This window comes from Amycolatopsis sp. NBC_00438 (genome assembly GCF_036026695.1).
In the GTDB taxonomy this organism is placed as follows: Bacteria; Actinomycetota; Actinomycetes; order Mycobacteriales; family Pseudonocardiaceae; genus Amycolatopsis.
The window spans coordinates 2,605,751-2,619,071 of sequence record NZ_CP107923.1 but is presented as its reverse complement, the minus strand read 5'-3'; the positions used below and the strand labels follow the sequence as shown (position 1 = coordinate 2,619,071).

At 72.9% G+C, this 13,321-nt stretch carries 15 protein-coding genes; 7 read left to right on the top strand and 8 right to left on the bottom strand.

Annotated features, from left to right (window positions below; all coding sequences use genetic code 11):
• Positions 1 to 278 precede the first annotated feature (278 nt).
• Complete coding sequence (locus tag OG494_RS12245) at positions 279 to 1,136, top strand: hypothetical protein (protein WP_328455023.1); 858 nt, start codon at positions 279 to 281, stop codon at positions 1,134 to 1,136.
• A 13-nt stretch (positions 1,137 to 1,149) separates the two neighbouring features.
• Positions 1,150 to 1,599: a hypothetical protein gene (locus tag OG494_RS12240; protein ID WP_328455021.1), complete on the top strand. Its 450-nt coding sequence runs from the start codon at positions 1,150 to 1,152 to the stop codon at positions 1,597 to 1,599.
• Between the two features lie 4 nt (positions 1,600 to 1,603).
• Here OG494_RS12240 and OG494_RS12235 read toward each other — a convergent pair whose 3' ends face one another.
• Together OG494_RS12235 and OG494_RS12230 are read right to left on the bottom strand one after the other, a co-directional pair.
• Positions 1,604 to 2,434, bottom strand: coding sequence for a tRNA (adenine-N1)-methyltransferase (locus OG494_RS12235; protein WP_328455019.1), 831 nt, complete (start codon positions 2,432 to 2,434; stop codon positions 1,604 to 1,606).
• A 77-nt stretch (positions 2,435 to 2,511) separates the two neighbouring features.
• Entirely contained in the window at positions 2,512 to 3,666 is a 1,155-nt protein-coding gene (locus OG494_RS12230; RefSeq protein ID WP_328455017.1) for a M50 family metallopeptidase, read from the bottom strand.
• Positions 3,667 to 3,890: 224 nt separating this feature from the next.
• On the opposite strand from OG494_RS12230, the gene OG494_RS12225 reads away from it, so the two are divergent.
• From OG494_RS12225 to OG494_RS12215, 3 genes are all read left to right on the top strand, one after another.
• Positions 3,891 to 4,808, top strand: a complete 918-nt coding sequence (locus OG494_RS12225) for a RecB family exonuclease (protein ID WP_328455015.1) — start codon at positions 3,891 to 3,893, stop codon at positions 4,806 to 4,808.
• A complete protein-coding gene (locus tag OG494_RS12220; RefSeq protein ID WP_328455013.1) occupies positions 4,808 to 5,599 on the top strand; it encodes a thioesterase family protein in 792 nt (263 codons plus the stop codon). The genes OG494_RS12225 and OG494_RS12220 overlap by 1 nt, the downstream gene beginning before the upstream one ends.
• A gap of 64 nt (positions 5,600 to 5,663) precedes the next feature.
• A complete protein-coding gene (locus OG494_RS12215) occupies positions 5,664 to 6,599 on the top strand; it encodes a ParA family protein (protein ID WP_328455011.1) in 936 nt (311 codons plus the stop codon).
• Positions 6,600 to 6,650: 51 nt separating this feature from the next.
• Here the strand turns inward: OG494_RS12215 and hisG are convergent, their stop codons facing one another.
• From hisG to OG494_RS12190, 5 genes are all read right to left on the bottom strand, one after another.
• A complete protein-coding gene (gene hisG, locus OG494_RS12210; RefSeq protein ID WP_326949716.1) occupies positions 6,651 to 7,496 on the bottom strand; it encodes an ATP phosphoribosyltransferase in 846 nt (281 codons plus the stop codon).
• Between the two features lie 44 nt (positions 7,497 to 7,540).
• Positions 7,541 to 7,804, bottom strand: a complete 264-nt coding sequence (locus OG494_RS12205) for a phosphoribosyl-ATP diphosphatase (RefSeq protein WP_247051907.1) — start codon at positions 7,802 to 7,804, stop codon at positions 7,541 to 7,543.
• Positions 7,805 to 7,917: 113 nt separating this feature from the next.
• The gene (locus OG494_RS12200) at positions 7,918 to 8,409 is read right to left on the bottom strand and encodes a methylated-DNA--[protein]-cysteine S-methyltransferase (protein WP_328455007.1); all 492 of its coding nucleotides are present in this window, start codon (positions 8,407 to 8,409) and stop codon (positions 7,918 to 7,920) included.
• 21 nt (positions 8,410 to 8,430) lie between these two features.
• Positions 8,431 to 9,906 carry an AlkA N-terminal domain-containing protein gene (locus OG494_RS12195; protein ID WP_328455005.1) on the bottom strand — a complete coding sequence of 492 codons (1,476 nt, stop codon included), beginning with the start codon at positions 9,904 to 9,906 and terminating at the stop codon, positions 8,431 to 8,433.
• A 58-nt stretch (positions 9,907 to 9,964) separates the two neighbouring features.
• Positions 9,965 to 10,597, bottom strand: a complete 633-nt coding sequence (locus tag OG494_RS12190) for an HAD family hydrolase (RefSeq protein WP_442874476.1) — start codon at positions 10,595 to 10,597, stop codon at positions 9,965 to 9,967.
• Positions 10,598 to 10,870: 273 nt separating this feature from the next.
• On the opposite strand from OG494_RS12190, the gene OG494_RS12185 reads away from it, so the two are divergent.
• Positions 10,871 to 11,782, top strand: a complete 912-nt coding sequence (locus OG494_RS12185) for a PAC2 family protein (protein ID WP_247051910.1) — start codon at positions 10,871 to 10,873, stop codon at positions 11,780 to 11,782.
• A 1-nt stretch (position 11,783) separates the two neighbouring features.
• Here OG494_RS12185 and OG494_RS12180 read toward each other — a convergent pair whose 3' ends face one another.
• Positions 11,784 to 12,731, bottom strand: a complete 948-nt coding sequence (locus OG494_RS12180; RefSeq protein WP_328455000.1) for a phosphotriesterase family protein — start codon at positions 12,729 to 12,731, stop codon at positions 11,784 to 11,786.
• A gap of 38 nt (positions 12,732 to 12,769) precedes the next feature.
• Between OG494_RS12180 and OG494_RS12175 the strand changes: the two genes are divergently transcribed.
• Positions 12,770 to 13,321, top strand: a complete 552-nt coding sequence (locus OG494_RS12175; protein WP_328454998.1) for a CGNR zinc finger domain-containing protein — start codon at positions 12,770 to 12,772, stop codon at positions 13,319 to 13,321.

The window sequence follows — 13,321 nt, the reverse complement described above, 5'->3', positions numbered from 1 at the left end:
GCGTCGCGGTTTCTTCACCTCGTCCAGCACGGACATTCCCGCAGCACAAGGGGCCATTTGTGTGCCGTGACACGGGGTCTGAGCGGGGTCTTCCGGAGCTGGACGAACCAAGCACGACAGGAGTACCCCGCGTCCGGGCGGCCCAACCGCGCCGAAGCCGGGCAATTCCGGCCAGTTCCGCCCTAACCGCGCGGCGAGCACGCGCGGTGACTAGCATCGGGCCGACGCGGCCACCGGATGGCCGAATCGCGTCGCAGGAAGGCTAGGGGGCATCACACATGACCTACCCGCCGCAGCAACCGGGCGGCTACGGCCAGCAGCCCGGCGGCTACGGGCAGCAGCCCGGGCCCTACGGTCAGCAGCCGGGCGGATACCCCCAGAGCGGGCCCCAGTCCCAGCCGGGCTACGGCGGCACGCAGCAGTTCGGTCAGCCGGATCCCTACGGCCAGGGCGGCTACCCGCCGCAGCCGGGGCCTCAGCCCCAGTACGGCGGGCAGCAGGACCAGTGGGGGCAGCAGCAGCCGGGCGGGTACGACCCGAACCAGCAGAACTTCGGCGGCTACGACCCGTACGGCGGCGGTGGTGGCGGCTTCGGTGACGCTCCGCCGCCCAAGAAGAAGAAAACCGGGCTCATCATCGGCATCGCGGTGGGCGCGGTCATCGTCGTCGGCGGTGGCGTGACGGCGCTGGTGCTGGCCCTGAACGGGAACGACAGCGACACCGCCGCGCCGCCCGCGAGCAGCAGCTCCCCCGCGCCGACGTCGGCGCCGAAGACCACCCCGAAGAAGAGCACCACGCCGAGCAGCCCGTCGACGAAGAGCACCAAGCCGGTCGGCGGCCCCGCCCCCGGCGGCAAGCCCAGCTCGCAGGAGCTGTTCGCCTCGACGATCGACGCCTACAACGCGGGTGACGAGAAGGCGCTCGGCAACGTCATCTGCCGCAGCGTCTACGAAGGCACGACCGGCCAGATCCCCAAGGTGACGGTGAAGCTCACCGAAGACCCGAAGGACGTCGGCGACAAGTCCACCGTCCGCTACTCGGCGACCGACGGCACGGCGACCAAGGTCGGCACGATGTCGGCGGCCAAGGAGTCCGGTCTCTGGTGCCTGTCCAACGTCAAGGCGGACGGCTCGTGAGGCCGCGCCGGCGGTGAACCGCGCGCTGACCGCCGGGCTCGTCCTGGTCGGTGTCGCGGTCGTGGGTGTCGTGCTGGGACTGCTGCTCGTGGCGCCGTCCGGCAGCACGCCCCCACCCTCGGCCACGCCACCCCCGCCGGCCCGCACGACGGCGTCCGCGCCCCCGGACGCCGTCGACACCGCGGCGGTGAAGGTGCTGGCCGACGCGATCGTCGACGCGATCGCCCGGCACGACTCGGCGGCGTTCGGCAGGCTGACCTGCCGCCCGCAGACCACCGAGGCCCTCGCCGGGCTGCAGCGGACGTGGGACGCGGCGGGCGAGGTGGAGGCAAGCCTCCGGAAGCCGCCGGAACTGCGCGGCGAGTCGGCGACGGCGGTGGTCCACGTCGAAGCCGCGGGCGGTACGAAGGACACCCCGTTCCCGCTGCACAAGGAGAGCGGGAAGTGGTGCGTGCCGGGCTAGGCGCTCAGCCCTTGCCCTTGGCCGGCCGCCGGGACACGCGCGGCGACACCGTGCCGTCCGCCAGGCGGCGGGCCGTCAGCAGGAACGCCGTGTGCGCCACCATGCGGTGGTCCGGGCGCACCGCCAGGCCGACCACGTGCCACGGGCGCATCAGCGTCTCCCACGACTCCGGCTCGGTCCAGCACCGCTGCTCGCGCAGCGACTCCGTGACGCGCGAAAGCTGGGTGACCGTCGCGACGTAGACCGTCAGCACGCCGCCCGGGACGAGGTGCGCGGCGACGTTCGGGAGCTGGTCCCACGGGGCCAGCATGTCCAGCACGACCCGGTCGACCTCACCCTCGTGCGTGGCCAGGTCCGCGACGGTGAGCGTCCAGTTCGCCGGCTTCTCGCCGAAGAACTTCACGACGTTGTGCTCGGCGTGCACGGCGTGGTCGTCGCGGATCTCGTACGAGCTCACCTGCCCGGTCGAGCCGACCGCGCGCAGCAGCGAACACGTCAGCGCGCCGGAACCGGCGCCCGCCTCGAGGACCCGCGCGCCCGGGAAGATGTCGCCCCACATGACGATCTGGGCGGCGTCCTTCGGGTAGATCACCTGCGCGCCGCGGGGCATCGAGAGCACGTAGTCCGGCAGCAGCGGGCGCAGCGCCAGGTACGTCGAGCCGCCCACCGACGTGACCACCGACCCTTCGGGACGGCCGATCAGGTCGTCGTGGGCGAGGCCGCCGCGGTGCGTGTGGTACTCACCGCCGTCGGCCAGCGTCAGGGTGTAGTGCCGCCCCTTCGAGTCGGTCAACTGCACCCGATCACCCGCACGAAACGGTCCGCTGACCGACAACACTTCCTCCAGTACCCCGAATGGCCTCTTGCCGTTTGACCGACGACAGATCTTCGCAGGCCGCCCGGGGCGTGAGCTCAGCGGGTACGGCGGTTCAGCGCGGCGCGCAGGTCGTCCCGGCGGAGCACGCCCGCCGGCCGGCCTTCGTCGTCCACCACGAGGAACTGCCACGCCGGGGTCTCGCGGACCCGCTCGACGATCTCCTCCCCCGGCTCGGAAGCCAGCAGCACGGTCTCGGCCCGGATCGGCTCGGCCGCCAGCTCGGCCGGCGCGTGCGGCGAGGTGCTCGCCAGCCGCTCCGCCGCGCCTTCGTCCAGCAGCCCGGCCGCGACGCCGTCCGCGCGGACCAGCACCACGCCCCGGCCCGCCGACGCGGCCAGCGCGTCCGACACCGGGCTCTCCGCCGGCAGCTGCAGCACGGGCCGGACCACCTCGCCCAGCACCAGGCCTTCGGGCCAGCCGCGACGGCGTTCCGCGGCCAGTTCGGACCGCGCGCCCAGGATCACGAACCACGCCGTGACGACGCAGACGCCCAGCCGCAGCCACCGGTCCGGGCTGGCCGTCGCGAGGCCCCACAGGGCCCACACGAGCAGGCCCGCCGCCACGACCGCGCCGCCGGCCACCGCGGCGCGGGTGCCCTTGGCGCGGATCCCGGTGGCCGCCCAGACGCCGGCGCGGACCAGGCGCCCGCCGTCGAGCGGGAGGCCGGGCAAGAGGTTGAAGACGCCGACGGCGAGGTTCGCCACGGAGCATTCGGCGACCAGCAGCCAGACCGCGCTGTCCGGCGGCACAGCGAACATCAGCAGCCCGCAGAACCCGCCCAGCACCAGCGACACCGCCGGGCCGGCCGCGGCCACCAGGCCTTCGTCGCTCGGCCGTTTCGGGGTGCGGGCGACCTCGGACAGGCCGCCGAGGAGGAACAGGCGCAGCCGCCGCACCGGGATGCCCAGTCTCAACGCGACGAGGCAGTGGCCGAGTTCGTGGGCGAGCACCGACAATCCCAGCAGCACCGCGAACGCCGCGGCCAGCAGCCACGACATCAGCGGGGAGACGTCCGGGAGCAGCCGGCCGACCAGCGGCGCGTACAGGACGACGACGATCAGGGAGCCGATCCACCAGGACGGCGCCAGCAGCACCGGGACACCGGCGACGCGGAACAGCACGAGACCACCGCCGTCGCCGAGGACGGCCTGCCGGGAGCCCCCGGTGCCCTGCTCACTGGTCGCGGCCATGCCGGAGAGCCTAGAGCCCCCGGTGTCAGGAGCGGGTGATCCGGCCCCGCCCGCGACCGGACCGTGTCACCGGTCACCCCGGACGGACGACACGATCACCGGCCGCCGTGTCGTCCGTCCGGGTACGCGTGTTCGCCATCCGGGTACGCGTGTTCGCCGGTTGGGTACCGGTGCCGGGCGTTGCGGTCGCCGGAACTGTCGTACCCCGGCGTTACGCTCTGCCCATGCCCGACGCCGACACCGTCACCACGGACCCGCTCGTCCCCGTGCAAGCCGCGGACTCCGCCGTCGCCACGCAGGTGCGGCGACGGCCCGCCCTGTCGCCGTCCCGGGCCAGTGACTTCAAGCAGTGCCCGCTGCTCTACCGGTTCCGCGCGGTCGACCGGCTGCCGGAGGTCCCGACCAAGGCCCAGCTGCGCGGCACGCTCGTCCACTCGGTGCTGGAACGGCTCTTCGCGCTGCCCGCGGGCGAACGGGTGCCGCCGAAGGCCCGCGAACTGCTGGGCCCGGCGTGGACCGAGCTGTCCGAGGACCGTCCGGAGTGGACCGAGCTGTTCGACGCCGCGAAGCCGGACGACCACGCCGACTGGTTGCGCTCGGCCGAAAAGCTCCTGGACGCCTACTTCGGGCTCGAAGACCCGCGGCGGCTCGAACCGGAGGCGTGCGAGCTGCACGTCGAGATCGAGCTCGGCTCGGGGGTGCTGCTGCGCGGCTACATCGACCGCGTCGACGTCGCGCCGACCGGCGAGATCCGGGTCGTCGACTACAAGACCGGCGCCGCGCCGCGGGAAATCGGCGAAGCCAAGGCGATGTTCCAGATGAAGTTCTACGCCGTGGTGCTGTGGCGGCTGCGCGGGATCGTGCCCCGCCAGCTGAAGCTGATGTACCTGACCGACGGCCAGTCGCTGGCCTACACCCCGGACGAAGCCGAGCTGATCCGCTTCGAGCGGACCCTGGAAGCCATCTGGCAGGCCATCCTCAAGGCGGGCAAGACCGGCGACTTCCGGCCGAACAAGAGCAAGCTCTGCAACTGGTGCGACCACCAGGCGCACTGCCCCGAATACGGCGGCACCCCGCCCGTGTACCCCGGCTGGCCGGAGCCCGACGCGGGCGAAGAGACGCCGCTGGACCGGGCCGACTGATGGCCGACGCGTTCTACGTCCCCCACGGCGAGGGCCGGTTCACCGCGACCGCGCACACCGCCGGGCCGTGGTCCCCGGACTCCCAGCACTTCGGGCCGCCGTCGGCGCTGCTGGTCCGAGCGCTCGAAAACGTCGAACAGCCGCACCCCGCCGAGCTCGCGCGGGTGACCGTCGAGATCCTCGGCCCGGCACCGGTGACCGAGCTGCTGGTGCGTGCCCGGGTGGAGCGGCCCGGCCGGTCGGTCGAGCTGCTGCAGGCCGAACTGGCGACGACCGAGCGGGTCGTGGCGCGCGCGTCGGCGTGGCGCATCGCGACGTCCGACACCGCGGCGGTGAGCACCGACGGCGGCCCGCTGATGCCGGCGCCGGACACCGTGACGGAGTCGGCCTGGCCGGAAGGCTGGAACGGCGGCTACCTCGACGCGCTGGAGTGGCGCGCCGTCCGCGGCGGGATGGACGTGCCCGGCCCGGCAGCGGTGTGGGCCCGCCAGCGGGTCCCGCTGGTCGACGGCGAGGAACCGAGCGGGCTGCAGCGGCTGTTCGCGGTCGCCGACTCCGGCAACGGCGTGTCCAACTACCTCGACCCGCGCAAGTGGTGGTTCATCAACTCCGAGCTCACCGTGCACCTGCGCCGGCCGCCCGCGGGCGAGTGGATCGGCCTCGACGCCGTCACGCTGGTCGGCAAGCACGGCGTCGGCACGGCGACGAGCATCCTGCACGACGCCGACGGTCCGGTGGCCACGGGCGCGCAGGCGCTGATGGTGCGTCCGCGACAGGCCGGGGGCGGATAGCCAACCACAACGGGCCCGCATCCAATAACCTTCGCGGAACGACCGACATGAGGAGCGCTCCGGCATGCAGATCACCTCGGTGGTCAACCAGAAGGGCGGGGTCGGCAAGACCTCGCTGAGCGTCGGCACCGCGGCGGCCTTGGCCGAGCGCGGCCGGCGGGTGCTGCTGGTCGACCTCGACCCGCAGGGCCACGCGACGACCGAGATGCTCGGCCTGGCCGAGGTCCGCGGGGACGCGCCGACCCTGGCGAAAGCCCTGGCCAAGAAGTGGAAGGGGCCGATCGAAGACCTCGTCGTGCCGCATCCGCGCAGCAACCTCGGCCGCGGCGGCGCGCTCGACGTCATCCCGACCTCACCGGGGATGTTCGACCTGATCCGGCGGCTCGACTCGTTCCGCGTACCCGGCTGGCAGCTGGCCCGGGTCATCCAGTTCGCCAACTACGACCACTGCATCATCGACTGCCCGCCGGCACTCGACGTGCTGACGAACAACGCGCTGGCGGCGTCGCACGGGATACTGGTCCCGGTACAGCCGGACAAAACGAGCATCCGCGCGCTGCGGCTGCTGGCGGATCAGGTGCGCTACGTCGAGCAGACCGTCGGCCGGCAGCCGCTGTCGTGGTTCGGGCTGGTGCCCAGCCTCTACCGGCGGCCGATCTCGCACTACGCGGCCGCGGCGCTGCAGGAGATGTACGAGTTCGGCATCCCGATGCTGTCGCACCTGCCGCTGGGCGTGGTGATGAACGAGGCCGCCGCCCACGGCGTCCCGGTGACGACGTACGCCCCGGAAACCCTGCAGGCGCTGTCGTTCCGCGAGATCGCGGGCACGCTCGACACCTACCTGGAGCAGAACTCGGCGCCCGCGGTGATCCCGGCCGACGAGGAGTTCGTCTTCGAGGACTTCATCTCCGAGGTCTCGGTGGCCCGCAACGCCAACGACAACGGCGTCCGCAAGGGCCTTTACGACCTGCTGCCGAAAAAACCGCACCGCCCCCGCTGACCCCGTCGTGAGTGTTTAGGGCGGTTAGAACCGCCCTAAACACTCACGAGCTCAGAGGCGGCAGGAACGGATGTCCGAGGCCAGGATCGCCTTCGCGCCCACCTCGGCCAGTTCGTCCATGACCCGGTTGACGTCCTTGCGCGAGACCATCGCGCGCACCGCCACCCAGTCGTCGTCGGCGAGCGGGGCCACCGTCGGCGACTCCAGGCCCGGTGTGATGGCGATGGCGCGCTCGACGAGCGTCCGCGGGCAGTCGTAGTCCAGCATCAGGTACTGCTGGGCGAACACGACCCCGCGCAGCCGCGCCGCGAGCTGGCTCTTCGCCTTGCTCTGCTCGGTGCCCTTGCGCTGCAGCAGCACGGCTTCCGACACGCAGATCGGGTCGCCGAAGGCCACCAGGTTGTTCTGGCGCAGCGACCGGCCGGACTCGACGACGTCGGCGATCGCGTCCGCGACGCCGAGCTGGATCGAGATCTCGACCGCGCCGTCGAGGCGGATGACCTCGGCGGTGACGCCGTGGCGGGCGAGGTCCTCGCGCACCAGCCGCGGGTACGACGTGGCGAGCCGTTTGCCCTGCAGGTCGGCCGGCTTCCAGTCCTGGCCCGCCGGGGCCGCGTAGCGGAACGTCGAGCCGCCGAAACCGAGGGCCTGGATCTCCTCGACCGGCGCGCCGGAGTCGAGCGCGAGGTCGCGGCCGGTGATGCCGAGGTCGAGATCACCGGAGCCGACGTAGATCGCGATGTCCTTGGGGCGCAGGAAGAAGAACTCGACCTCGTTGACCGTGTCGAGGATCGTCAGGTCGCGCTGCTCATGCCGCTTCCGGTAGCCCGCCTCGCCGAGCATCTCCGTCGCCGTGGCGGCGAGGGCTCCCTTGTTCGGCACGGCAACACGCAGCATTTCGCTCTCTCCTCAATCGGCGGGCAGTGTTCGTCGCGCAACCGTCACAGGTAGCGGTAGACGTCCTCGGTCGACAAGCCGCGGCCGAGCATCAGCACCTGCAGCCGGTACAGCAGCTGGGAGATCTCCTCGGCGAGCCGGTCGTCGGACTCGTGCTCGGCGGCGATCCACACCTCGCCCGCTTCCTCCAGCACCTTCTTGCCTTGGGCGTGCACTCCGGCGTCCAGGGCGGCGACGGTGCCGGACCCGTCGGGACGGGTACGCGCGCGCTCGGCAAGCTCCGCGAACAGCTCATCGAAGGTCTTCACGGTCTGCAGATCCTTCCACCCCCGCCGGGGTGACGCCGCCCCGGGCCGGTCCCGGTGCCGCCGATGTCACACCTCCGTGGACACCGGCTCCCGAGGGGTGGGAACAACGCTGGTCAGAAGAGAGCTTCGTGCTCCTGTTCGAAGTCCAGCAGATAGCGCTTCCGCTCGAGGCCGCCGCCGTAGCCGGTCAGCGAACCACCGGCGCCGACGACGCGGTGACACGGCACGATGACGCCGATCGGGTTCTTGCCGTTGGCCAGCCCGACCGCGCGCGACGCCGTGGGCTGCCCCAGCCGGTCGGCCAGCTGGCCGTAGGAAATGGTCGTGCCGTACGGGATCTCCCGCAGCGCCGCCCAGACCCGTTGCTGGAACGGCGTACCGGTGAAGGTCAGCGGCACCTCGAACTCGCGGCGCTGCCCGGCGAAGTACTCCTTCAGCTCGGTCTCGGCGCGGGCGAAGATCGCCGCGCCCGGGTCGGGCTCCCCGAAGGTCGGCTCGTCCGGACGATGGCGCTGCCGCACCATGTACAGCCCGCAGAGCGCGTCGCCCCGGGCGACGAGGGTGAGCGGACCGAACGGGCTGTCCACCACCGTGTGGGAACGCATGATTCTCCTGTTGTGGGTGGGTCAGGCGGCGGGCATGCGGTTGATGGCGTGGTCGCCGGTGGCCCACAGGTGCTGGGTGGCGTAGGCGCGCCACGGGCTCCACCCCGCCGACCGGGCGACGATCGCGGCCGGGCCGCCGAGACCGAGCGTCTCCGCCGCGTACTTGATGCCGAGGTCGGTGGGCAGGAACGCGTCCGGGTCGCCGAGCGAGCGCATCGCGATGCTCTCGACCGTCCACGGCCCGAACCCGGGCAACGCGTTCAGCGCGACCCTCGTCCCGGCCCAGTCGCTGCCCGCGCCGAGGTCCAGGCCGCCGTCGGTCAAGGCCTCGACCAGGGCGAGCAGCGTGCGACGGCGGCTGCGCGGCATCGCGAGGGTCTCCGGGTCCAGGCCGCTCAGGGCCTCGGGCGACGGGAACAGGTGCGTCAAGCCGCCTTCGGGGTCCTCGATCGGGGTGCCGTGCGCGACGACGAGCCGGGCGGCGTGGGTGCGCGCCGCGGCCGTCGACACCTGCTGGCCGAGTACCGCGCGGACGGCGAACTCGGCGCCGTCGACCGTGCGCGGGACGCGGCGGCCCGGCGCGGCCGCGACCAGCGGGGCCAGCAGCGGGTCGGTGGCGAGCTGGTCGTCGACGGCCTCGGGGTCGGCGTCGAGGTCGAGCAGCCGGCGGCAGCGGCTGGTGGCGGCCGGGAGGTCACGCAGATCGGCCAGGGTCAACCGGCAGGCGATGTGGCCGGCGGCGGGGTCTCCGGGACGCAGCGCGACGACGCCGTGGCCGTGCGGCAGCCGCAGCGTCCGGCGGTAGGCGCCGTCCCGCCACTCCTCGACCCCCGGCACGCCGGTGGCCACCAGGTGCCCGAACAGGTTGTCCGGGCACAGCGGCTTGCGGTAGGGCAGCCGCAGCTCGATCGACCCGGCCGCGGTGCTCGGCTTGCTCTTCGCCCGGGTGCGCAGCTCGGTCGGCGAGAGCGCGAACACCTCGCGGACGGTGTCGTTGAACGTCCGGATGCTGCCGAACCCGGCCGCCAGGGCCAGTTCGGTCATCGGCAGCGTGGTCGTCTCGATGAGGGTCCGCGCGGTCTGCGCGCGCTGGGCCCTGGCCAGGGCCAGCGGCCCGGCGCCGAGTTCGGCCAGCACCTGGCGTTCGACCTGCCGGACGCTGTAGCCGAGGCGGGCGGCGAGGCCGCGGACACCTTCGGTGTCGACGACGCCGTCGGCGATCAGCCGCATCGCGCGCGCCACCAGGTCCGCGCGCTCGTTCCACAGCGGCGAGCCCGGGCTGGCGTCCGGGCGGCAGCGCTTGCAGGCCCGGAATCCGGCCTGCTGGGCGGCCGCGGCGCTCGGGTAGAAGGTCATGTTCCGCGGTTTGGGCGGCACCACCGGGCAGCTGGGCCGGCAGTAGATCCGGGTCGTCACGACCGCCGTGAAGAACCACCCGTCGAACCGGGCGTCCTTCGCCTGCACGGCCCGTACGCACCGCTCGAAGTCTTCGTGCACGCCCCCAGCATCGCCGAGCCCGCGGGCCGCGGCTAGCGGAAAAGCGACGTGGGGGTGTTCAGCCCAGCAGGGCCGCCAGCGCGGGCGCGTCGACGCCCACGAGCGTGTCGCGGAAGACGCGCCGCTCCCCCGGCTCGACCGCGACGTCGTTCGGGACCACCAGCACCGTGCAGCCGGCGGCGACCGCCGACGCGGTGCCCGGCGGCGAGTCCTCGACCGCGACACAGCGCTCGGGCGCGACGCCGAGCAGTTCGGCGGCCTTGAGGTACGGGCGCGGGTGCGGCTTGTTGAACCCCTCGACCTCGTCACCGCACACGGAGACGTCGAAGAACTCGCGGCCGATGGTGTTGAGCGCCAGCTCGGTCAGGTCCCGCTCGGTGGAGGTGACCAGGGCCGAGCGCAGGCCCGCCGCGCGGACGGCGGCCAGCACCTCGCGGGCGCCGGGGCGCCACGGCAGCGCGTCGTCGAACAGCCCGGCCGTGCGGCGGCGGATCAGCACCCCGGCCTCGATGATCGCTTCCGGCGTCACCTCGCGGCCGGCGACCTCGAGCAGGCAGGCGGCCGTGTCGTCCATGTTGGAGCCGACGAGCGTCATCCGCTTCTCTTCGGAGAGCTTGCCCCCGAGGGCTTCCGCCGTCTCGTACAGCGCGACGTCCCAGAGCTTCTCGGAATCGACCAGTGTTCCGTCCATGTCGAACAACACGGCGTCGAGACCGTCCACAGTGGATCCCTCTCCAGGGTCGGGTGGTGCAGTGCCGGGTCTCCGCTCCGGGCGCGGCCCCCGCGTTCCACGGTAGCCGAGCCGGGAGAACTCCTCGACGGCCAACGGGGCGGCTGAGGCGCCCGCCACACCGCCGGGGGAAGGCCGGCGGTGCGCCGTCCGGACGGGTGACGCCGGGAAACGGTGGCGACAGGCCGCCGGACGTGCTGAACAGCCTGGGCCCGGGGGTCGTAGGCTGGTCCGGTGAGTGAGCCCGTCGACGAGACCCCGCGGCCGCCTGGCGACCGCCCCGAACCTTCCCGGCCCTTGATGGTGGTCGCCTTCGAAGGCTGGAACGATGCAGGTGACGCGGCCAGCCGCGCCGTGGAGCACCTGCAGCTCAACTGGGACGCCACACCACTGGCCGAGCTGGAACCGGACGACTACTACGACTTCCAGGTCAGCAGGCCCACGGTCCGCATGGTCGACGGCGTCACCCGCCGCGTCGACTGGCCGACGACGACGTTGTCGGTGTGCCGCCCCGACGGGTTCGACCGCGACGTGGTCCTCGTGCAGGGCCCCGAGCCGAACATGCGCTGGCGCGCCTTCTGCGCCGAGCTGCTCGAACACATCCAGCAGCTGGACGTCGCGACCGTGGTGACGCTGGGCGCGCTGCTCGCCGACACGGCGCACACCCGTCCTGTCCCGGTCACCGGGACGGCGTACGACAAGGACACCGCGTCGCTCTACGGGCTCGACCTGAACAACTACCAGGGCCCGACCGGCATCGTCGGCATCCTGCAGGACTACTGCGTGCAGGCCGGCATCCCGGCCGTCTCGATCTGGGCCGCGGTGCCGCACTACGTCTCGCACCCGCCGTCCCCGAAGGCGACGCTCGCGCTGCTGCACAAGCTGGAAGACATCCTCGACGTCGAGATCCCGCTGGGCGCGCTGCCGGAGCAGTCCGAGGAGTGGCAGCGCACGGTCAGCGAGATGGCCGACGAGGACGAAGAGATCAGCGAGTACGTCCGCGGGCTGGAGGAGCGCGGCGACGCGCAGACCGAGGTCGCGGAGCAGGACGTCAGCGGCGACAAGATCGCCGCCGAGTTCGAGCGCTACCTGCGCCGCCGCGGCCGCGGCGGCAACGGGGGCCAGGAAGGCTTCGGCCTCCGCTGAGTCAGTTCGGCCAGCTGGTGGCGAACGCCCGCGCGGGGTTCGCCACCAGCATGGCCGTGACGACGTCGCCGCCGAGCAGTCTGGTCAGCCGCGGGGCCAGCGTCGTGAGCAGGTAGGGCGCGCCCGGACCGCCGCCGGTGACCAGCCGGGCCGCGGCCGTCGTGGTGTCGCCGCCCAGCAGCAGCTGCCCGCCGTGGCCGGCCTCGACGAGGGCTTCCAGGCCGTCGAAGAGCCGCCAGTCGGTGGCGTGGTTGGCCCGCGACGGGCCGTCGAACCCGAGGAACACGCCGGTCTCGGCGATCTCCCGCTGGACCCGGACGTCCGGGTTGCGGTTGAGGTGCCCGAGGATCACCCGGCCGGGCAGGACGTCGAGCTGCTCGCACAGCAGGTGGACGGTCTCGAGCGCCGCGGTGCCGAGCTCCAGGTGCACGGCGATGGTGGCGCCGGTCTCGTGGTGGGCGACCGCGGCGGCGGTCATGGTCAGCCGGGCGTGCGCGTCGATCGTGTGGAACCCGCCGGCGACCTTGATCAGCCCGGCGCGCGGGCCGGTGCGCGGCTCGTCCGGGAGGTCGGCGGGCTGGGTGCCCTCGGTCAGGTCCGCGACGAACACCTGCACCAGGTCGTCGACCACCCGCCCGAGCAGCGTCGGCGCGTAGTGCTCGGCCCGGTGCAGGCCGGTGGCCGCGACCACGTGCACGCCGAGCTCCTGCGACATCCAGGCGAGTTCCCGGGTCCGGCGCGTGAGGCCGTACGGCGTCCACTGCACCAGCGCCGCGCCGCCGGCGACCTTGAACCGCAGCAGTTCCTCGGTCGCGGCGGTCGAATCGTCCAGCTCGTGGCCCGGCAGCAGCTTCGAGGCGAAGAAGAGGTGGTCGTGCGAGTTGGTCACGCCCAGTTCGGCCGGATCGATGTCGCCCAGCACCGTCCGGACCTGCGGTTCAGCGGTCATGACGTCGATTGTAACGGCTGACCCGTTACAATACGAGCATGCCCGACGACCATGCCTTCCGCTTCGACAGCGGCGCCCCCTGGCTCGACCTCATGGCCACCCGCGGCCGTCACTTCGGGGCGAGCCCGGTGGAACGGATGCCGACGCGGGACCGGCTGGCCGAATGGCTCGCCGAGGTAGGGCTGACACCGCTCGCCCGGGTCACGGACGCCGACGTCGAGGCGGCGCACCGGTTGCGCGAAGCGGTGCGAGAACTCGCCCTCGGCGCGGTCGACGGGATCGCGCCGCGAGCCGATCAAGTGCGCGCGCTGACGGCGTTCTTCCGCGCCGAGCCGGTGCACCTGGCCGCGCTCGACCGGCTCCACCGCAGCGCCCCGGCGACGACCGCGGATGCGTTGAGCAGGCTCGCGCTGCAGGCGGCGGACTGGCTCACCGGGCCCCTGCGGGCCGACCTGCGGGTCTGCCCCGAGCAGGACTGCCGGGGCGTGTTCGCCGACCCGGGGGGCCGACGCCGGTGGTGTCCCTCCCCCGCGTGCGCCAGCCGCGGCCGCGTCCGCGCGCTCAGGGAGCGCCGACGCGCCGAGTCATAA